Origin of the sequence: Sphingomonas sp., from assembly GCF_024508665.1 — a bacterium.
Taxonomy (GTDB): domain Bacteria; phylum Pseudomonadota; class Alphaproteobacteria; order Sphingomonadales; family Sphingomonadaceae; genus Sphingomonas.
Genome location: NZ_JANINP010000001.1, coordinates 504,866 through 523,903, shown reverse-complemented (window position 1 = coordinate 523,903; position 19,038 = coordinate 504,866). Strand labels below are relative to the sequence as shown.

The 19,038-nt window shown below is 65.6% G+C and carries 19 protein-coding genes; 5 read left to right on the top strand and 14 right to left on the bottom strand.

The genetic code is table 11. The features are described 5' to 3' along the window. Window positions 1–37: 37 nt before the first annotated feature. Both Q0L25_RS02405 and Q0L25_RS02400 read right to left on the bottom strand, forming a co-directional pair. A complete protein-coding gene (locus Q0L25_RS02405) occupies window positions 38–205 on the bottom strand; it encodes a hypothetical protein (RefSeq protein ID WP_296611316.1) in 168 nt (55 codons plus the stop codon). Beyond that, window positions 202–1,212, bottom strand: a complete 1,011-nt coding sequence (locus Q0L25_RS02400) for a threonine/serine dehydratase (RefSeq protein ID WP_296611315.1) — start codon at window positions 1,210–1,212, stop codon at window positions 202–204. The genes Q0L25_RS02405 and Q0L25_RS02400 overlap by 4 nt, the downstream gene beginning before the upstream one ends. A 150-nt stretch (window positions 1,213–1,362) precedes the next feature. Between Q0L25_RS02400 and Q0L25_RS02395 the strand changes: the two genes are divergently transcribed. Further along, complete coding sequence (locus Q0L25_RS02395) at window positions 1,363–2,580, top strand: type III PLP-dependent enzyme (protein ID WP_296611314.1); 1,218 nt, start codon at window positions 1,363–1,365, stop codon at window positions 2,578–2,580. 159 nt (window positions 2,581–2,739) lie between these two features. Continuing rightward, window positions 2,740–3,819 carry a deoxyhypusine synthase gene (locus tag Q0L25_RS02390; protein ID WP_296611313.1) on the top strand — a complete coding sequence of 360 codons (1,080 nt, stop codon included), beginning with the start codon at window positions 2,740–2,742 and terminating at the stop codon, window positions 3,817–3,819. A 153-nt stretch (window positions 3,820–3,972) separates the two neighbouring features. Here Q0L25_RS02390 and Q0L25_RS02385 read toward each other — a convergent pair whose 3' ends face one another. Both Q0L25_RS02385 and Q0L25_RS02380 read right to left on the bottom strand, forming a co-directional pair. Next, on the bottom strand, window positions 3,973–4,185 hold the full coding sequence (locus Q0L25_RS02385) for a 4-oxalocrotonate tautomerase family protein (RefSeq protein WP_296611312.1): 213 nt from the start codon (window positions 4,183–4,185) through the stop codon (window positions 3,973–3,975). Between the two features lie 11 nt (window positions 4,186–4,196). Next, on the bottom strand, window positions 4,197–4,967 hold the full coding sequence (locus tag Q0L25_RS02380) for an SDR family oxidoreductase (RefSeq protein ID WP_296611311.1): 771 nt from the start codon (window positions 4,965–4,967) through the stop codon (window positions 4,197–4,199). Between the two features lie 104 nt (window positions 4,968–5,071). On the opposite strand from Q0L25_RS02380, the gene Q0L25_RS02375 reads away from it, so the two are divergent. The 3 genes from Q0L25_RS02375 to Q0L25_RS02365 all read left to right on the top strand — a co-directional run bounded on the left by Q0L25_RS02375 (window position 5,072) and on the right by Q0L25_RS02365 (window position 6,156). Continuing rightward, window positions 5,072–5,470 carry a helix-turn-helix domain-containing protein gene (locus Q0L25_RS02375; RefSeq protein ID WP_296611310.1) on the top strand — a complete coding sequence of 133 codons (399 nt, stop codon included), beginning with the start codon at window positions 5,072–5,074 and terminating at the stop codon, window positions 5,468–5,470. A gap of 82 nt (window positions 5,471–5,552) precedes the next feature. Continuing rightward, window positions 5,553–5,984: an MAPEG family protein gene (locus Q0L25_RS02370; protein ID WP_296611309.1), complete on the top strand. Its 432-nt coding sequence runs from the start codon at window positions 5,553–5,555 to the stop codon at window positions 5,982–5,984. Beyond that, window positions 5,977–6,156 (top strand): hypothetical protein, encoded by a 180-nt coding sequence (locus tag Q0L25_RS02365; protein ID WP_066584739.1) that lies wholly within the window; start codon window positions 5,977–5,979, stop codon window positions 6,154–6,156. The genes Q0L25_RS02370 and Q0L25_RS02365 overlap by 8 nt, the downstream gene beginning before the upstream one ends. Window positions 6,157–6,308: 152 nt before the next feature. Here Q0L25_RS02365 and Q0L25_RS02360 read toward each other — a convergent pair whose 3' ends face one another. The 10 genes from Q0L25_RS02360 to Q0L25_RS02315 form a co-directional block, all read right to left on the bottom strand. Then, on the bottom strand, window positions 6,309–8,189 hold the full coding sequence (locus tag Q0L25_RS02360; RefSeq protein WP_296611308.1) for an XrtA/PEP-CTERM system amidotransferase: 1,881 nt from the start codon (window positions 8,187–8,189) through the stop codon (window positions 6,309–6,311). 110 nt (window positions 8,190–8,299) lie between these two features. Continuing rightward, window positions 8,300–9,835, bottom strand: a complete 1,536-nt coding sequence (gene xrtA, locus Q0L25_RS02355; RefSeq protein WP_296611307.1) for an exosortase A — start codon at window positions 9,833–9,835, stop codon at window positions 8,300–8,302. Continuing rightward, entirely contained in the window at window positions 9,832–11,055 is a 1,224-nt protein-coding gene (locus tag Q0L25_RS02350) for a TIGR03087 family PEP-CTERM/XrtA system glycosyltransferase (RefSeq protein ID WP_296611306.1), read from the bottom strand. The genes xrtA and Q0L25_RS02350 overlap by 4 nt, the downstream gene beginning before the upstream one ends. After that, entirely contained in the window at window positions 11,055–12,128 is a 1,074-nt protein-coding gene (locus Q0L25_RS02345) for a FemAB family XrtA/PEP-CTERM system-associated protein (protein WP_296611305.1), read from the bottom strand. The genes Q0L25_RS02350 and Q0L25_RS02345 overlap by 1 nt, the downstream gene beginning before the upstream one ends. Further along, window positions 12,125–12,967, bottom strand: coding sequence for an XrtA system polysaccharide deacetylase (locus tag Q0L25_RS02340; protein ID WP_296611304.1), 843 nt, complete (start codon window positions 12,965–12,967; stop codon window positions 12,125–12,127). The genes Q0L25_RS02345 and Q0L25_RS02340 overlap by 4 nt, the downstream gene beginning before the upstream one ends. A 20-nt stretch (window positions 12,968–12,987) precedes the next feature. Beyond that, window positions 12,988–14,118: an AAA family ATPase gene (locus Q0L25_RS02335; RefSeq protein ID WP_296611412.1), complete on the bottom strand. Its 1,131-nt coding sequence runs from the start codon at window positions 14,116–14,118 to the stop codon at window positions 12,988–12,990. A gap of 37 nt (window positions 14,119–14,155) precedes the next feature. Beyond that, window positions 14,156–15,775 carry a hypothetical protein gene (locus tag Q0L25_RS02330; protein WP_296611303.1) on the bottom strand — a complete coding sequence of 540 codons (1,620 nt, stop codon included), beginning with the start codon at window positions 15,773–15,775 and terminating at the stop codon, window positions 14,156–14,158. Next, on the bottom strand, window positions 15,775–16,779 hold the full coding sequence (locus tag Q0L25_RS02325) for an AAA family ATPase (protein ID WP_296611302.1): 1,005 nt from the start codon (window positions 16,777–16,779) through the stop codon (window positions 15,775–15,777). Before Q0L25_RS02325 ends, Q0L25_RS02330 begins: the two co-directional genes overlap by 1 nt. After that, window positions 16,776–18,296 (bottom strand): XrtA system polysaccharide chain length determinant, encoded by a 1,521-nt coding sequence (locus tag Q0L25_RS02320; RefSeq protein ID WP_296611301.1) that lies wholly within the window; start codon window positions 18,294–18,296, stop codon window positions 16,776–16,778. The genes Q0L25_RS02325 and Q0L25_RS02320 overlap by 4 nt, the downstream gene beginning before the upstream one ends. Before the next feature lie 15 nt (window positions 18,297–18,311). Next, the gene (locus Q0L25_RS02315; RefSeq protein ID WP_296611300.1) at window positions 18,312–18,953 is read right to left on the bottom strand and encodes an XrtA/PEP-CTERM system exopolysaccharide export protein; all 642 of its coding nucleotides are present in this window, start codon (window positions 18,951–18,953) and stop codon (window positions 18,312–18,314) included. Window positions 18,954–19,038 lie beyond the last annotated feature (85 nt).

Here is a 19,038-nt window from a genome sequence, read left to right as displayed (position 1 = left end):
GCGGGAAAATTGAGCGATGGTCTGGCTCGGACGCCGTCTACAACGTCCAAACCAACACATTCCCGACCAGCACGATGGCCATAACGATCATCAGCACGCCCTTGGTCCGCGTATCAGCACGGCGGCACAAGCGCGCGCCGAAATAGGCGAGGATCGCCGCCGCGATCATCGCGACGGCATAGGCCATGTCCTGCATGCCGCTCATGATTCGCTTTCGCTCAGCGCCGGGAAGGCCGGCGTTTCGGCGGGTTCGGGAGCCAGCGCCTTGGCATAGGCGTCGATATCGACATTGCCGCCCGACAGGATAATCAGCATTCCCGCCTCGGCGGCTACCTTGCCCGCAAGCAGCGCCGCCAACCCGACCGCACCGCCTGGCTCGATGACCAGTCGCAGCTTGGCCGCGGCCCAGCGCTGTGCCGCGCGAATCTCCGCCTCGCTGACGGCCACCCCCTTGGCGTCGCGCCGCGCCAGCACCTCGAAGGTCAGCGGCGAGACGACCGGCGTCTGCAGGGCATCGCAGGAGGTCGGCGGCGGATTGGGACCGACAGGCTCGATCCAGCTCGCCTCGAGGCTGCGGCGCATATCGTCCCAGCCTTCGGGCTCGACCACGGTTATCTTCGCTTCGGTCAGGCCGAGCGCGATTCCCGCTGCGAGCCCGCCGCCGCCGCAGGGAATCACCACATGGGTCGGTTCGCCCAGCCCGATCGCCTCCATCTGCCGGCGTGCCTCGATCCCGGCGCTGCCTTGCCCTTCGATGATCCAGGGGTCGTCGAAGCTCGGTACCAGCACCGCGCCACGCGCTTCGGCCAGCTCCGCGGCGATTCGCACCCGATCCTCGGTCATGCGGTCATAGGGGACGATTTCGGCTCCCAGCGCGAGCGTGCCGTCGCGCTTCGCCTTGGGTGCATCCGACGGCATCACGATCGTCGCCGGAATGCCCAGTCGCTTCGCTGCCCAGGCGACTCCCTGGGCATGATTGCCCGACGAGAAGGCGACCACGCCTTTCGTACGTTGATGATCGTCCAAAGCGGTCAGCCGATGCCACGCGCCGCGCAGCTTGAACGCGCCGATCGGCTGTAGCGATTCGGCCTTGAAGGCGATCGTCACGCCGTTGATTTCCTGCGTAAAAAGCGGCGACGGTGGCAGGATGGCCGCGATCTTTGCGGCGGCGTCCCGGACTCCTGCCCGCGTTGGCTGTCTTACGATCGTCACTTTTCATCTCCGCTCGTCAAAATCGGGTCCAAAAAGTCTTTACTTGGTAATCTTTGGACCTTATCTGCCCGCTTCCCGCTGCCCCATGGGACTTCCAACCGCAAGGCAGCATTTCACCGTACGGCGCAAGCCACTTGGAGGTCCCTTGAGTTGCACAAGCATCATAGCGCGCTGGGGCTAGCGACTGCCCCTGGTAATTCCGCCCGCGGAATTGCTCTTGATCAGCGGCCGGTTCAGCCGGTCACGCTCATTCGCCCGCACGCGGCTTCCCGCGCCGCCCGATTCTTCGTCGAGAAGTTTCCGGGCCGCTCGATGTATGCCGTCAAGGCGAATCCATCGCCCGAACTGATCCAGATTCTCTGGGATAGCGGCATCACGCATTACGATGTGGCCTCGATCGCCGAGGTGCGGCTGGTGCGGCGTACTTTGCCCGACGCAACCCTGTGCTTCATGCACCCGGTCAAGGCCGAGGAAGCGATCCACGAGGCGTATTTCACGCATGGCGTGAAGACGTTCAGCCTCGATTCGATCGAGGAACTCGACAAGATCGTCCGCGCCACCCACGGCGCGAGCGACCTGACGTTGTGCGTGCGCCTGCGCGTGTCGTCCGAGCATTCCAAGCTCAGCCTTGCGTCGAAGTTCGGCGTGGCGCCGGGTGAATCGAAGGAGCTGCTGTTCCGGGCGCGGCAAATCGCCGATGCGTTGGGCATCTGCTTCCATGTCGGCAGCCAGGCGATGACGCCGGCCGCTTATGCCGAGGCGATGGAGCGCGTGCGCCAGGCGATCGTCGAGGCCGGCGTGACGGTCGACGTCGTCGATGTCGGCGGCGGCTTTCCCTCGACCTATCCCGGCATGGAGCCCCCGCCGCTCGAACATTATTTCGAGACGATCCACCGCGCCTTCGAGAGCCTGCCGATTTCCTATTCGGCCGAGCTTTGGGCCGAACCTGGCCGTGCCTTGTGCGCCGAGTACAGCTCGATCATCGTGCGCGTCGAAAAGCGCCGCGGCGACGAATTGTACATCAACGACGGTGCCTATGGCGCGCTGTTCGACGCCGCGCATATCGCCTGGCGGTTTCCGGTCACGCTGCTGCGCGAGCCCGACAGCAATGCCAAGGACATGGCGTTCAGCTTCTACGGCCCGACCTGCGACGATCTCGACCATATGCGCGGGCCGTTCATGCTGCCGGCGGATGTGCGGGCGGGCGATTATCTCGAGATCGGGATGCTCGGCGCCTACGGATCGGCGATGCGGACCGCGTTCAACGGCTTCGGATCGGACGAGACGGTGATCGTCGAGGACGAGCCGATGGCATCGCTTTACCTGAGCGAGGACCGCGAGGTCGCGTCGAACGTCGTAAAGCTGTAACAGCTGCCATCCACAGTCGTCATGCCAGCGAAAGCTGGCATCTCGCGCAGTATTCCTACTGCTTGAGACCCCAGCCTTCGCTGGGGTGACGACTATTTTCTTACGGGTTTCCGCGTCCCCTTGAACGACGGCGGCATGAGAAGAACGGGAACTGAACCCATGACCGACACCCTGACCAAGACCGCGGCCGCCAATGCGCCGATCAACGACACCCGCAAGGCGGAATTGCTGTCGAAGACGGTCAAGCATATCGACATCACATCGTTCGACGCGCGTCCGATCGTCGACGCGATGAGCGACATGAGCTTCACCAGCCGCGACCTCGGCCGCGCGACCAAAATCTACAACCAGATGCTGGCGGACAAGGATTGCACCGTCGTCCTGGTCATCGCCGGATCGACCTCGGCCGGCGGCTGCATGGATCTCTATGCCGAGCTAATCCGCAACAAGATGGTCGACGTAGTCGTCGCCACCGGCGCCTCGATCGTCGACATGGATTTCTTCGAGGGTCTTGGTCACAAGCACTACCAAGCGCTTGAAATCCCGGACGACGACACGCTGCGCTCGCTCTATATCGACCGCATCTACGACACCTATATCGACGAGGAGCAGCTCCAGGACTGCGATCACACGATCCTGAAGATCGCCGACAGCCTGGAAGCCAAGCCCTATTCGAGCCGCGCCTTCATTCGCGAGATGGGCAAGTATCTCGCCGAGCATGGCAAGAAGGAGAACAGCCTGGTCAAGCTCGCTTACGAGCATGACGTTCCGATCTTCTGCCCCGCGTTCGTCGACTCCTCGGCCGGTTTCGGCCTCGTCAAGCATCAGGTCGACCGCGCCAAGGTGGGTCAGCCGTACATGGTGCTCGACGCGATCGCCGATTTCCGCGAGCTGACCGAGATCAAGATCCAGGCCGGTACCACCGGCCTGCTGATGATCGGCGGCGGCGTGCCGAAGAACTTCATTCAGGACACCGTGGTGTGTGCCGAGATCCTTGGCCACGAGGATGTCGAGGTGCACAAATACGCGGTGCAGATCACGGTCGCCGACGTCCGCGACGGCGCCTGTTCGTCCTCGACGCTGCAGGAGGCCGCGAGCTGGGGCAAGGTCAATACCGGCATCGAGCAGATGGTGTTCGCCGAGGCCGGCTCGGTGATGCCGCTGCTGGCGAGCGATGCCTATCATCGCGGGCTTTGGAAGGACCGCCCCGAGCGGCGTTGGGCAAAGCTTTTTGCGTGATTGAGCCCTTCCCCTCCCTGCAAGGGAGGGGATCAAGGGATGGGTTAGAAAGGCCGGGGCTCGATGCCCCGGCTTTTCTTTTGTCGCTTGGTCCAGGGGGTCACCACGCTCGCACCCACCCCCCGACCCCTCCCTTGCAGGGAGGGGAGAGCGTTAGTCTTTCGCCCGATACGCCTCAGGCACGACGAACACCTCGTCGGCGCGGGTGTAGCCGCCATCGCGCACCTCCTCGATCAGCACCATCGTGTGCGCTCTGGCGCCTTCGCCGAAATATCCGACCAACAGCTCGGTGGTACGGTGCGCGAGGTCGGCCTTTTGCGCCTTCGAGAGGGCGGCTTCGGGCAGTTTGAAATTGGCGAAAGGCATGAAATATCTCCTTATTGCTGGGCCTCACGTGCCTGACGGACGAGGCGGTTGATTTGCTCGAAGGCCGCGTCGAACCGCCCTTCCCGCTCGGCGTCGCGCAGGAAATGGACGCGTTGGACCAGGATCTCTGACGGCGTCGGCTGTTGCGCGAACAACGTCATCACTTCGTCCGCGAACTCGTCGAGCGGCTGATAGCCTTGGCGCGTTTCCTGGCCCGGCGTCAGGCCAGTCTGCACCGCCGGTGGCACCAGTTCGATCACCTCGACCTTGCCCGCCAGCGCGTCGCGCATCGCGACGGTATAGGAATGGATCGCTGCCTTGGTGGCATTATAGGTCGGTGTGTCGACCAACGGCACGAACGCCAGTCCGGAGGTAACGTTGACGATCGCGGCATCTGGCTGAGCCGTCAGGTGATCGATCAAGGCATTGGTCAATCGGATCGGCCCGAGCAGGTTGGTGGTGATCGTCGCCTCGGCATCGCCTAGGTCGCGCGATCGATCGAGCGGTTCGAGCCGCATGATTCCGGCATTGTTGATCAGCACGTTGAGCGCCGGGAAAGCGGCGAGCAGCCGCGCTGCGAAGTCAGTGATGCCCTGCCCGCTTTCGATGTCGAGTGTCATAGTGTGAATATTGGGCCGGCCCGCCGCGGCAGCATCGAGCGCGTCCTGGCGCCGGCCCGCTATGATCACGATATTGCCGGCGTCATGAAACCGATGGGCAAGCGCTTCGCCGATGCCCGACCCGCCGCCGGTGATGAGGATGGTATTGCCGCTGTTCTTCATCGGATCGCTCCTTCCCTGGGGTTGATGGGAGCGATGTACGCCGATACTCTCCCGGCGAAAGAAGGCACCAGAAAGATTTATACTTACCCGAAAGAGAGTGTTCGATGAGCTCACCGCCCGTTCGCGACCTGCCCTGGCCAGCCCATGTCGATCCGCGTGTCGAAGCGTTGGTGACCGAAGTCATCGGGCGCGTGGCGGACAAATGGACCATGTTGATCCTCGATGTGCTCGCCGAGCAGGGCGAATTGCGCTTCACCCGGATCGGTCGCGAAGTTCCCGGGATCAGCCAGAAGATGCTGACCCAGACGCTGCGCCAGATGGAACGCGATGGATTGGTCGTGCGCACCGTTCACCCCGTCATCCCGCCGCGTGTCGAGTATCGCCTGACCGAACTGGGCCTCACGCTGGGCGAGGCTTTTTGCGGCGTGTGGATCTGGGCGAAAGACAATCTGGAGCGGATCGAAGCGGCGCGTGCTGATTTCGACTCCCGGTCCGCGAGCTGACCAAGCTCGCCAGCCGCGATCCGTTGCATTTGAGAACCGATTGATGCAGCCTGCCCGGATATAACAATCAGGGGGCCTGTTCATGCACTATGAAATCCTGAAGCCCGTCGTCGTCCTGATCGCGTGGACGCTCGTCATGTGCGCGTGGATGATGGCAGTGCGGATGCCCGCGCTCAAGAAGGCCGGGATCGACATGTCCAAGGCGCGGGGCGGTCGCCCCGGCATCCTCGACGGCATGGTGCCGGAACAGGCGCAATGGCCGGCCCACAATTACAATCACCTGATGGAGCAGCCGACCCTGTTCTATGCGGTCGCGCTGACCATCGCGCTCTCCGGAACGGGCAACGGGTTCAACGCCTATCTCGCTTGGGCCTATGTCGGCCTCAGGATCGTCCACTCGATCGTCCAGGCGACCGTCAACAAGATTGCGATCCGATTTTCGATCTTCGTGCTGTCGACTTTAGTCCTGGCTGCCCTGACACTGCATGCCGGGATGGCGGTATTCCGTGGCTGAGAAATTCGAGCGCCATCGGCAGCCCTGGCGGCAGGACGAAGTGCAGAAGCTCCACACGCTGGCCAAGAAGGGCATGGCGCTGAAGGCGATCGCCAAGGCGCTGACGCGGAGCGAGGAATCGGTGAAGCAGCGGGCGAAGGAAGACGGGCTGTCGATCGCCAAATTGCGGTGAGCGTCCCGAACAACGCCGTGCTCGTCATCCCCGCGCAAGCGGGGACCCAGCTCCGGCGGTTGCCACAAACCTTGCGGCTGTGCCTGGCCGATAGTCCTGGTGATGGGTCCCCGCTTTCGCGGGGATGACGGTTTCGACTTCCCCGGAGGGCGCTACCCGAACAACCGCGCCAGACTTCGATCCAGAGTGACCAATTGCCACAAGGTCCGACCATGCTCGGCGCGGCCAACCTTGTGCTCCGCCGCGATCCGCTCGATCGCCGGGCCGTCGAACCATTGCAGCAGCCGCGGCGAGCGCGCCAAACCAGCCGCCTCATCGGCCAGCGCGCCGCGGAACCAGGCGCTGATCGGCGTCACGAAGCCCATTTTCGGCCGATAGAGGATGCCGTCAGGCAGATAGCGTTCCATCGCCTTTTTCATCAGCCATTTGCCCTGCCCGCGCCGCAAGCGCATCGATACCGGCAGGGTCGCGGCAAATTCTATCAGTTTATAGTCAAGCAGCGGCTCGCGCGCTTCCAGGCTGACCGCCATGCTGGTGCGGTCGACCTTGGTCAGGATGTCGCCGGTCAGCCAATGCTGGATGTCGGCATATTGCGCGCGGTCGAGCGCGTCGCGCGCCGGCGCGTCGCGCATCGTGGCGATATAGCGATTCTCGGCGCGATGCCCGCCGAGCTGGCGCCAGGCCTCGGCCGTGAACAATTTCTCGCGCAGCGCCGGCGTCGTCACGCCGACCGAATGGGCATAGGCGGTCGCGCCATCCTCGGCGAGGGCAAGCAAGGTCGTCTTGGCGCGCAGCGGGCGCGGGGCCCAGTCGGCCTTAGGATAGAACCGCCCGAGCGTGCCGAACACGTTGGCGGACATCTCCCGCGGCAAGAGCGAACGGATGCGCTCCTCGGCCGCCTGGAATTTGTAGCGGCGATAGCCGGCAAACGCCTCATCGGCACCGTCGCCCGACAGCGCCACCGTCACCTGCTCGCGCGCCAGTTCGCAGACGCGAAAGGTGGCGAGCGCCGAGGCATCGGCGAACGGCTCGTCGAACGCGCTGGTCAGCCGATCTATCAATCCGAAATCGTCGGCGGCGACGACGCGCTCGCGGTGATCGGTATGGTAGCGTGCCGCGATCGCCTCGGCATAGTCGCGCTCGTCATGCCCGGCCTCGTGGAAGCCGATCGTGCAGGTCTTGACCGCGCCTTTCGACAATTCGGCCATCAGCGCGACCACCGCCGAACTGTCGACGCCGCCGGACAGGAAGGCTCCCACTGGCACGTCGGAGACCATGCGCAGCTTCACCGCCGCGCGCATCCGGTCGACCAATTCGGCCTCGAGGTCCTTGAGCGATCCGCTCGCGCGGCTGGTAAAGTCGAGATCCCACCAGCGTCGCGGCGCCGGCACCGGCCGGCCGCGTTCGAGCAACAGATAATGCGCGGCGGGCAGTTTCTTCACGCCCGCGACCACGCTGGCATCGTCGGGCACGTAGCCCAGCCCCATGAAATCCTCGATCGCGGAGAGATCGGGCGCGCGGCGAAGCAGCGGATGCGCGAGCAATCCCTTCAATTCCGACGCGAAGGCGACCGATCCGTCCGACAGCACGACATAATGGAGCGGCTTCACCCCCAGCCGGTCGCGTGCCAGGAACAGGCATTGCCGCCCGGCATCGTGCAGCGCGAAGGCGAACATGCCGTTGAGCCGGTCGAGCATCGCCGGGCCCCATTGCCGCCAGCCATGGAGCAGCACTTCGGTATCGCCATTGGTGACGAACTTCGCGCCCATCGCCTGCAGCTCGGCGCGGACCTCGGCGAAATTGTAGATCTCGCCGTTGTAGGTGACGGTCAGGTCGCCGTCGCGCATCGGCTGCGGACTACCCGCGACATCGATAATGGCCAGCCGACGGTGCGACAGCCCGACGCCAGACGCGGTCCACACGCCCGCACCATCGGGCCCGCGATGCGCCTGGGCATCGGCCATTGCCAACACGCGAGCGCGATCGACCGGCTTGGGAGTTCCGGGGTGGTAGATCCCGGCGATACCGCACATTTATCGAATTCTCCCTAACCCCATCGTCGTCACCCCAGCGAACGCCGGGGCCTCACGCAACGTCGCCATATTGCTTGAGATCCCGGCCTTTGCCGGGATGACGGCGATTGTCACCGGGCCATCCCCGCCGAACGATCCGCCAACACGTCGAGCGGCCCCAAAGCCGCGAGGAACTTCGCCATTGCCGCGCGCGGGTCGTGCCCCGGCAGCGCTTCGGCCGAAACATGGATCGCGACCGCGCGCTGCGCCCCGCCCAGCAGCTTGGCCTTGAGCGTTTCGAGCTTCACGATTTTCGGATCGGACGTGAGGACATTGCCGATCCGGTACCACGTCGCGACCTGGCGCTCCACCGGTCCCGGCGCGGTGATGCGCATCACCGTGCCGCCGTCGAGATCGTCAAGATCCTCGACCCGCACCCAGCGATCATCCTGCTGCATCACGCCAATGCCGAAGCCGACCATCTCCTTGCCCTGATGCTGGCTGCCATAGACCGCGATGGCGAGGTCGACGGCGTTGCCTCCACCGTCGACATAGCGGCCGAACAATTGATGATCGGCGCCCGGATAGGTCGGCGCCCAGGGCGCGCGCGTGCTGACCGGGGCGCGGGTCCAGCCGGCGACTTGCGGCAGATCGATATGTTGCGGCAGCGTCTGCGCGCGACCGGCGATCGCCGCCGACCATCCGGGAAAGGCGGCAGCGACCGCAAGGACCAACAACGCGGCCACGATGGCGTCGAGCGGCCAGCGCACGGCGCCCTGCAACCGCGCCGGATCGAACGCCGGCGCGTCGGGCGCGCGGTCGAACCATTTCCAGCCGATCGCCAGCACCGCCGCCATAACCAGCCCAAAGAATACCCAGCCGAACACGATATGGTCGTATCCGGTCGCCTGTTCGACGCTGGTCAGCACCGCGGCATAGATCGTCCCGAACGCGCGGACGCCGTTGGCCAGCACCGGCACGATGATCGCCATCGTCATGAAGGCGATCCGCCGCGGCCAGGTCCGATAACAGAGGTTGGCGACCAGCACGCCATAAGCGATCATCGCGATGACGAACTTGGAGCCCGAGCAGGCCTCCGCCACCTCGAAATATTTGTCGCCCGCGGTGATCAGCACGCCGTCGACCGTCGCCGCGACGCCGACCAGGTGCAGCAGATGCATCGTGATCCACACGGTGATCGTCTGGAGCGGCGGTTCGAGGAACTCGCCGAACGGCACCAGAAACAGTGCATAGCCGATCGGGAAGAGCAGCGCGCGTGCGATATTGGGGCCGAGGATCGTCACCACCGCACCCTGCAACATCATCACGACGCCAAGGTGCCGCGCGAACGACACGCCCCCGGCATCGCCGAGCAGCCAGCCAAACCCTCCAGCCGCAACCAGCGCGAGCCCGGGCGCCCAAGCTTGGGGCGTCAGTTGCGCGAGCTCGCCGCGCCGGATCCACACCAGCCAGCCGACGACCGGTGCGATGAACAGGCAATGGCCGAACGTGGTGTTGGTCCAATAGAGCTCGGCCAGTGCCGCGACGTCGCGCCCGAACATCAACAGAATGATCGCTATCGCCGCGGCCAGCGCAGCCAACGGCCGGCGCCAGGTCGGTGAGATCGTGGTGCCGGCCTGCGGCACGGCACTGGCGACACTAGTCATGCGGCCACTCGCCCCTTTGCTGCCGGACTGGCGTGCTTAGCGTCAGACCGGATCAGCGCGTCGAGCGGGGCGAGCCGCGCGCTCCAGCCATAACGCGCCTTGACCCGCTCACGCGCGTTGCGCCCCATCGCAGCCGCGCCCGGTGCGTCCGACAGCAGGCCGTCCACAGCATCCGCTACCTCGGCGACCGTGTCGCCGCTCAGGATCGTCCCGTCATGATCGATCCCCTCAGCGGCGGGGCCACTCGCCACCACCGGACGCGCCATCGCCATGGCTTCGAGCACCTTGTTCTGGATACCGCGCGCGATCTTGAGCGGCGCGACTACGCACGCCGCGGCGTCGAGCCACGGGCGGACGTCGGCCACTTCGCCGGTCACCTGTACGCCGTCCCGCCTCGCCAGCGCGGTGACCGCGTCGGTCGGGTTGCGACCGACAATGACGAAATCGGCGTCGGGATGCGTGGCACGGATGTGCGGCAGCACGGCCTCGGCAAACCAGGTCACCGCCTCGACATTGGGGCGATAATCCATCTGGCCGGTGAAGACGATCAGCTTGCCGGGCGTGTCGATCCGTTCGAATGCGGCGGCCGGATCGAAGAAGTCGGTGTCGATGCCGTTCTCGACTGCCCGGACATTGGCGGCACCCGAACGCGTCCGAAACAGATCGGCCTCGGCCTCACTGACAAAAAGACTGGCATCGACGCGCTGCGCGATTTGGCGTTCGAACTCGAACAGCAGCCTCGCCTCGCGCCGCATCAGCCAGCGCATGGGTCCGCGCGAGCCTTTCGCGTAGTCGGCGAACTTGAGCGAATCCATGTCGCAAAAGTCCATGATCACCCGCGCCGGCGTCTTGGCCGGCAGATATTGCGCCATCTGGCCGGAGAAGACGTAGATCGTATCGATGGCCTCGCGCTCGAGTACGTCGGCGACGGCATCGCGCATAGCATGACCATCGAATGCGGTCAGCGACGCCGGACGGCGCTCGACCATCGCTTCCGCCAAGGCGCGCGGTCGCGATTTGCCGCGCCAAAGGACCGTTCGGCTTGCCGTGAACCTTGCCAGCCCATCCTTAGCCTCGAGGTCGCGGGGATCGTCGGCGAACGCGACCAGATGCACGCGATGGTTCGCGGCTAGGTGCTTGAGGACGTTGAACGCGCGGATCTTGTCGCCGCGATCCGGCGGGAATGGCGATCGATGCGCGAGGAACAACAAGTCACCCATCAGCCGAGGCCTTTGGCGATCACCGGTCCCATCGCATTGGCGAGCCACAAAGGCAGCTTCTTCCACATCGCTACCTGCAGCCGATATTTCGGGCTCATCGGGTTCATCTCGCGCGGCGTCTCGCCGACGGCCACGCGCTTGGCGTAGCGCAGCGGCACCCCCTCGAATCCCCAATTCTTCTTGAATGCGGCGACTCCCGTCCCGGCTTTCGACCGGCCGAAATCGTAGCGCGTGCAACCGCGGCCGCGGGCATGGCGCATCAGTTCGTAATAGAGCCGGTCATTGGCCTTGAGCGCCCGCGCCTCACGCGTGCCGCCGCCCCAGAACGGATAGACGGTGCCGTTGAGGTAGAGGCTGAACACGCTGGCATGCGGCTTGCCGTCCTTGAGCACGGTGACGATGTCTGCATGCTCGCCGAGCTCGGCAGCAACCTCGCGAAACAGCTTGGCCGGGAAGACCGGAGTGCCGAGATTGCGGACCGACTCCGAGAACACCGCATAATGCATCGCGAGGTCGCGCGCCGTGCTGCCGATCGCTATTTCCAAATCCGCGTCGAGTGACTTGCGGACATCGGCGCGCTGCTTGCGCGGGATGGCGAGCAATTCGGCCTCGTCGTCCTTGGCGAGATCGCGCGAGAAACCGAGATAGGTGGTCTCGTCGACCATCCACCCCTCGCCCGGCGCCGGCCCGCCGCGCAGTTCAAGGCTGGGGCAGCCCAGCCGCTCGGCCATCGCCCAGGCCGAGGCGGCGAGAGCGTCAGCCACCGCGTCGCGATCGGTCAGAATGCCGCCATCGACCGCAAACCCGGCCGACACGAGCGCCTTGCCGAACAGCGGCGAGCGTATTTCGGTCAGCGGCAGCACACCCGCCAGACTGCCATCGGCATGTTCCGCGATCAGGCAATGCGCGGTCTGGTCGCATGCACAGGCGACTGCGACGTTCCAGCCGGTCAGGTGAAACGGCGTCGCATCGGGATGCGCGCGGACATAGGCATCGATCCGCGCGCGCTCGTCCGGATCGGCCAGGTCGGCGGCGTTGATCGCCACCGGGGTCGAGACCAGGGGCATCGTCACTGCAGGCGCTCCGCTTCGGCCGCGACGACGGTATCGACGCGCCCCCAATCGTGGCGCCGCACCAGCCCGCGCAATTTGCCCGCCATCGCCCCCAGCCGGCTGTAATGGCGGAGGCGCGACTTGAGAGACGCGTGGGCAACGCGAGGCTGCTCAGGGTCGATTTCCCAAGGGTGGAAATAGAACACGGCCGGCCGATTTTCGTCGCGATTGGCACGCGCCACCGCGCGATCGGTGATCGCCGCCGGAAACAGTCGGAAGAATCCGCCGCCGGTGGTGATCTTGCGGCCCGCGACATCGGCGAGCGTGATGGGCAGCTCGATCAGGTCCGATCCGGCCACCGGACGATAAGCGTATTTGGGCGCGTCGGCCCAGCCATAATGGTCGTGGACGAGCGGCGCGACGCTCGACGAATAGGCATAGCCTTCCTCGGCCAGCACCTGGTGCGCCCACGGCGTGCGCTGGTCGATCGAGAAGCTCGGCGCGCGGTAGCCGGTCACGCGTTGGCCCGACGCGTCCTCCAACGCAATACGCGCGCGCTTGAGGTCGGCCCGAAACGCCTCGGCGGTCAGCGTAAACACGCGGTCATGATCCCAGCCATGGCTGGCGACCTCGTGGCCCTCATCGGCGATGCGGCGGATCAACGCAGGGTTTCGCTCGGCCACCCAACCCAGGGTGAAAAAGGTCGCCTTGACCCCCGTCTCGCCAAACAGATCGAGCACCTTGCCGGTATTATAGGCGACGCGGCTGTCCAGACCGTCCCAATCGGCCTTGTCAATTACGCGTTCGAAAGCGCCGACCTGGAACCACTCCTCGACGTCGACTGACAGGCCGTTGCGCATCTTGCCGCTCCTGCCGCGCGTCAGGCCGCGCGGCCACCGCGCGCTGCCGCGGCCTCGTTACCCTCGACCCAATCGACCAGCAATGCCAGCACGCGGCGCAACGCCGCATCCTGTTCCTCCAGACGCGCCTCGATCGCGGCGAAGCGATCCTGCGCGATCTCGATCGGCGCGGGCTTGGCATCATTGGCCGGTGCCGCGGGTTCGACTACTGCGATCGGCTCGCGCGCCGCGATCGGCTCGGGCGCCTTGATCGGCTCAGGGGCCGGGACGATTTCGGGCTCGGGCGTCGGCTCGGGCGTGGCAACGACCGGCCGCGGCGCGGGCGCGCTGGGCGCGGGCATGTCGCCGGTGATATCGGCGATCACTGCATCGATCACCTTGGCGTCGATCACGTCGATCTGCTCGATCGCGCCGAACAGCAGGACGCGGCCGGCGAGTTGGTTGAGCCGGCGCGGCACGCCGTCCGACCCGCGATAAAGCGCGGCGAAGGCATCCGGCGTGAATTTGGGACGGCCGTTCCAGCCGACCAGCGACATGCGGTGCAGGACGTACGGCTCGACTTCTTCGGCGCCCATCGGATCGAGGTGATGCATGGCGATCACGCGCTGGCGAAGCTGTTCGAGCCGGTCGCTGCCATGCAAAGCAGCGCGGAATTCGGGCTGGCCGAGCAGGAAGATCTGCAGCAGCGCATGGCCGCCGGCCTGGAAATTGGACAGCATGCGCAATTCTTCGAGCGCACCGGTGTGCAGCGCCTGTGCCTCGTCGACGATCAGCAAGGTGCGGCGGCCGGAACGCGCGACCGAGTGCAGCCCGCGCTCGATCGCCAAAAGCAATTGCGCCTTCATCAGGCCGGCGGTCTCCACCCCCAGCCCGGTCGCGACGATGCGTAGCAGATCGTCGCCGTCGACTTGGCTCGACACCACTTTGATCACGTGCAGCCGTTCGCGATCGATCGTCGCCATCAGATGGCCGACAAGGGTGGTCTTGCCCGCGCCGACGTCGCCGGTGATGACGATGAACCCCTCGCCTTGGCTCAGGCCATAGCCGAGATACGCCATCGCCTTGCGGTGCGTGGCGGTATCGAACCAGAATTTCGGATCGGGCGTCAGCGCGAACGGGCGTCCGCTCAATCCATAATGGTCGTCATACATCGTCTTCATCTCCGGGCGGGTTTCCCCGCCTCTGCGGTCAGAACTGGTAACGGGCACCAACGAGCGCCTGCGCGGTGGTCTGGTCCTCCTGCCCCTCTTGGCTGAAGGTGTAGGCGCCGAGCGAGACGGTCGTGCCGAGGCGGCCAAAGCTGCGCGAGACCGACCCGGTCGCACCCAGGCTGTAGATCCCCGGCGCAATGCCGCTGTCGTAATAATTAGCGAACAGATCGGCGTTGAACGAGGTGTGCTCGCCGATCGACGTCGAGTAGAAGAGCTGCGCGTAATAGCTTTCGTCGCTGGTACCGATGATCACCACGCCGGGGCTGTTCGGCGCGTAGAATTTGCGGTTCGAATAACCTACGCCGAAGCCGAGCGTCGACGTGCCGCGAGTCAGGGTGGCAACCGCATCGACTCCGCGCGAGCGATAGGTCGCGGTCGACACCGACTGGAACACCGAATTCATGCAAGCGCCCGCGGCACTTCCACCGGTGGTGCCGAAGGTGCAGCCGCTGAATTGCTGGGCCAGCAAGTCACGCGTCGCGGTGAACTGGGCGGGAAGCCCGCGCAGGCTGCGCTGCAACTGGCTGCCGAAGGTCTCGACCGTATCGTAGACGCCGACCTGGACGCCGACGTTTCTGGAAGGCGCGTAGCTGAGCGAGCCAGTATAGCTCCACGAGCCATAACGGCGGCCGACATGGGCTTCGAGCGCGGTGCGCGGGCTCGGGCGCCAGACGACGCCGGCGTCCCAATAGATGCCGTCGGTCTGATAGGCGATGCGGCGCGGCGAATTGGGGTCGGTGACGAACCGGCCGCGGTTGTCGGTGACCGGCACGCCGGCGCTATCGAGCAACGGATCGCGTGCGCTCGAGGTCAGCTTTTCATAGCCTACGCCGCCCACCGCCGCGACGTTGCCCGACAAGGGCAGCACTGCATCGACGCGGCCGTAGAGATCGTCGAAACGTCCGCCGAGCTGGCTCTGATCGTCGCGCGTCCAGCCGCCGCTGGCAGTCAGGCCGACCGGCAGGACGGTGCCCGATTTGAAGCCGACCGAGGCGGTCGCGATCTGGGTCTTCGAATCGTCGAAATAGTCGAGCCGCGGGCTACCCGGGGCGACCCCGGTCGGGCCCGGCTCGGTCACCTTGGTATAGGCGAAGCGATAGGCCGCATTGATCGCGACCGGACCACTGCCGGTGGTCAGGGTCGGGCCGACATAGCCCGAATAGACGTTGCTGACATTATCGCGGTCGTTGCCGAAGAAGGCCGGCGCGGCGCCTCGAATGTCGTTACGCGAGCGCGTGGCGATGCCGCCCGCGTCGAGCGACAACCCACGCGTCAGGCGTACTTGCGCATTGGCAAGACCAGTGACGACATCGGCGTCGCCGCTATTCTTGTCCCAGGCGAATTGATGCTCGTACCGCGCCGACAGATTGACCGACACACGCCGCGTCTCGACCGCGGCATCGACACCGGCGGCCGCCGAGCTGTAGGTCAGCACGTCGCCCGACTGGACATCGGCGGTGAGCACCTGGCTGAGTTCGATATAGGGCGCAACGGAGACCCGGCGGTCCTTACCCCGGCCCCCGCCGTCGTCCTGCGCCGCCGCCGGCATTGCGGCCAGCAGCGTCGCAAGCGCGACCCCCGCGGAAATACAGCGCATCATTGGCCCTCGTCCTCCTGGCCGTAATAACTGCCGAAACGAGCCCCCCCCGGGGCGAACGAAACGCTGTTCAACAAAAGCTGGATGTGCTCGCAGCCGTCCAGCCGCTGCACGGTGTCGCGGATCTCGCCTTCCGACGTCTTGTCGGCGCGGACCACGAGCATGACCTGGCCGACATGCAGCGCCAGCACCGAGGCGGGCGATGCCGACAGAGCAGGCGGTGAATCGAAAATCACCACACGGCCCGGATCCGCGGCGAGCAGCCGGGCGATGAGCTCGGGCGTGCGGCCGCTGGCGATAAGTTCGACATCGGCATTGGTCTGTGCGCCGGCGGGCAGGAGGCTGAGATTGGGGATGTCGGTACCGACCACGCACTTTTCGATATCGATCGCGGGATCGCCAAGGGCATCGAGCAGGCCGGGACCGTCGGCGACTCCAAGCCGGGCCATGATCCCCGGCTTGGCGAAATCGGCATCGACCAGCAGCACGCGGGTGTCGCGCTCCGCCGCCATCGAGATCGCCAGGTTGATCGCGCAATAGGTCTTGCCGTCGCCCGGCTTGGCCGAGCAGACCAGGATGGTCCGCGCCTTGTCGGGCTCCTGCTTGTTGAGCTGGCGCGCGGTGAGCAGCAGTTGGCGCTTGGCGAGGCGGAATTCCTCGGCCAGCACCCCGATCGGCGCGCCCGGGATAAGCAACTGGTTTTCCGCCAGCAGATCGCGATCGATATTGGCCTGGCGGCCCGGTACCGGCAAAGCCGCCGGCAGCACGGGTACCGGCCGAGCGACGGGCGCGGCGGGCATTTCGACCGGTACGGCGCCAGTCCTCGGCGTTTCCACCGGCTGCGGCGCCTCGGCGACCGGAACGGACGCGACCGGCGTGCGGACCGGTGGCGCCTGCAAGTCGCTTTCCGGAATCGCGCGTGCGTTGAGCCGCGCCGAGAAGTCGTAGACTTCCGCGGCGCGCTCGAGCAGCGACCCCTTTTTGGTGATGATCGGCTTGTTCATGCCGCGAGCCCCCGCATCAGCATCTCCACGCCGAGCAGGCCGACGAATGCGACCGGCAATGCGGCCGCGGCGCCCGCGAACATGCGCAGCTTGCGCTTCCTGAATTCGGCCTCCGCCCGCGATACGCGCTCGCTGATCGACCCGATCACCGGCAGCCCGGTCGCCTTTTCGAGCCGCCCGGCAGTGGCATAGGTCGCCTTGAGCTGCGACAGCGCGAAGGCCCCGCCAATCCCGGCGAAGATCGCCGCGAGCAGCACGCCCGTCAGCAACAACGGGCGATTGGGCGCGGTCGGCGCGCGCGGCGCGACGGGCGGATCGATCACCCTGAACTTGATCGAATCGGTCTGCGCCTGCGCCTGGGCGCGGACGCGGACATCCTCCCGATCGCTCAGCAATTTGTCATATTGCGCCTTGAGCACCTGGTAGTCGCGGTCGATCTGGCTTTGCTCGTTGGCCGCGGCGGGATCGCCGTTCAGCTTGCCGGTGATCGCATCCATGTCATGCTGGAGCTGCTGCTTGCGCGCCGTCAGCGCCGCGACCTGCGACTGTTTGTCGACCTGCATCGACTTGAGCGAGAGATATTGCGGGTTCGGCTGGCCGTTGCCGGCATAGCTGCCGACCGCCGGCTCGCGTGCAGCGGCGGCACGCGCGGCGCCGAGCTGGCTCTTGAGCGCGACCACGTCCGGATGGTTCTCGGTATAGCCCTTGGCCCGCGCATCGGCGAGCTGGCCCTCGATCGCCGCGAGACGCGCGCGCGCCGGCCCGGCGCTGCCGGCGCCGCCGACGCCCGGAATGGTCGCCGCGGTGCCTGCCATCTGGCCGTTGATCGATGCCAGGCTCGTCTGCGCGGCGGCGAGATCGCTGTCGATCTGCGCCATCTGGGTGCGCGCCGCCGACATGCGGTCCGACAGTGACCCAGTGCCCGGCAGCGATCCGAGATATTGCGTCTGGAATTGCGTGCGCTTGGCATCGGCGTCGGCGAGCCGGCGCTGCAGATCCTCCACCTGGCTGTCGAGGAAGCGCAGCGTGGTCTGTGTGTCGTTGCGATCGTCGGCCAGATTCTGGTCGACGAAGATCGAGATCAGCTTCTGGTTGATCTGTGCGGCGAGCTTGGGGCTCGACGCCGTCACGCTGATCTCGAACAGATTGTTTTGCTGGGCGACGATCTTGACGTTCTGCTGCAGCCCGGCGACGCGGTCGGCGACCTCCTGCGGCGTCGAGACTGTGTTGGCGAGATCGGTACCGCGCACGACCTTTTCCAGATTGACCGCGCTGGTCAGCGTCTGGCGGATCGTGTCGACGTCGTTCTGCTGCTCCGCGGCACTGATGCCGATCTTGGAGGGCAGCACCTGGCCCATTTGAACGAAGACACGCGCTTTCGATTCGTAGCGGTTGGGCATCTGGCTGACCGCCAGCCAGCCCAGGATCGCGACGACCCAGGCCGCCGCCAGCGCAATCCAGCGGCGGTTCCAGATCGCGTGGAGCGCGATGCGAACTTCGTCATAGAGGCCGTTCACGGTTTCAGGCCTCCGTCAGAACATCGATTCGGGGATGATGATGACGTCGCCTGGCTCGAGCTTGACGTTCGCCGACGGGTCGCCGTCCTTGAGCAGCTTGCCGAGCTTGACGTTATATTGGCGCTGCTGGCCGGTAGCGCGGTCCTGGCGCACCAGCCGCGCGCGGTTGCCCGCGGCATATTGGTTGAGCCCGCCGACCGCGATCATCGCGTCGAGCAGGGTCATGTTGGCACGATACGGGATCGATGCCGGCTTTTCGGTCGCGCCGACGATGCGGATCGACTGGCTATAAGTGCTCTGCGGGCTCTCGACGATGACCGAGACGATCGGGTCCTTGATATAGGTCGACAGCGCGATCTTCATGTCGTCGGCGAGCATCGCCGGGGTCTTGCCGACCGCAGGCATGTCGTTGACCAAGGGCGTGGTGATGCGGCCGTCGGGGCGCACCTGGACCTTCGCCGACAATTCGGGATTGCGCCATACGAAGATGTTGAGCTGGTCCATCGGACCGATCACATATTCCTCGCTCGGCTGTTCGCGGGATCCGACGAAGGACGCGGGGGGCAATTGCGCACCGCCGCCGCCGGCGCACCCCGTCAGCACGCTGGCGCTCGCGCCAACGAGCATCAAGGCTTTGGAAAACTTCACGAAACTCATAATCAGCCTCCCGTCGGCGCACGGCTGGACCGGTGACGTCACTCCGGCATGCGCAGACTTCGGGCTTGGCTATGGGGTCGAGGGG

Coding starts and splice junctions, on each gene's coding strand:
- Q0L25_RS02405 (WP_296611316.1), bottom strand. CDS start 205: ATGAGCGGCATGCAGGACATGGCCTATGCCGTCGCGATGATCGCGGCG.
- Q0L25_RS02390 (WP_296611313.1), top strand. CDS start 2,740: ATGACCGACACCCTGACCAAGACCGCGGCCGCCAATGCGCCGATCAAC.
- Q0L25_RS02385 (WP_296611312.1), bottom strand. CDS start 4,185: ATGCCTTTCGCCAATTTCAAACTGCCCGAAGCCGCCCTCTCGAAGGCG.
- Q0L25_RS02380 (WP_296611311.1), bottom strand. CDS start 4,967: ATGAAGAACAGCGGCAATACCATCCTCATCACCGGCGGCGGGTCGGGC.
- Q0L25_RS02375 (WP_296611310.1), top strand. CDS start 5,072: ATGAGCTCACCGCCCGTTCGCGACCTGCCCTGGCCAGCCCATGTCGAT.
- Q0L25_RS02370 (WP_296611309.1), top strand. CDS start 5,553: ATGCACTATGAAATCCTGAAGCCCGTCGTCGTCCTGATCGCGTGGACG.
- Q0L25_RS02360 (WP_296611308.1), bottom strand. CDS start 8,189: ATGTGCGGTATCGCCGGGATCTACCACCCCGGAACTCCCAAGCCGGTC.
- xrtA (WP_296611307.1), bottom strand. CDS start 9,835: ATGACTAGTGTCGCCAGTGCCGTGCCGCAGGCCGGCACCACGATCTCA.
- Q0L25_RS02350 (WP_296611306.1), bottom strand. CDS start 11,055: ATGGGTGACTTGTTGTTCCTCGCGCATCGATCGCCATTCCCGCCGGAT.
- Q0L25_RS02340 (WP_296611304.1), bottom strand. CDS start 12,967: ATGCGCAACGGCCTGTCAGTCGACGTCGAGGAGTGGTTCCAGGTCGGC.
- Q0L25_RS02335 (WP_296611412.1), bottom strand. CDS start 14,118: ATGTATGACGACCATTATGGATTGAGCGGACGCCCGTTCGCGCTGACG.
- Q0L25_RS02330 (WP_296611303.1), bottom strand. CDS start 15,775: ATGCGCTGTATTTCCGCGGGGGTCGCGCTTGCGACGCTGCTGGCCGCA.
- Q0L25_RS02325 (WP_296611302.1), bottom strand. CDS start 16,779: ATGAACAAGCCGATCATCACCAAAAAGGGGTCGCTGCTCGAGCGCGCC.
- Q0L25_RS02315 (WP_296611300.1), bottom strand. CDS start 18,953: ATGAGTTTCGTGAAGTTTTCCAAAGCCTTGATGCTCGTTGGCGCGAGC.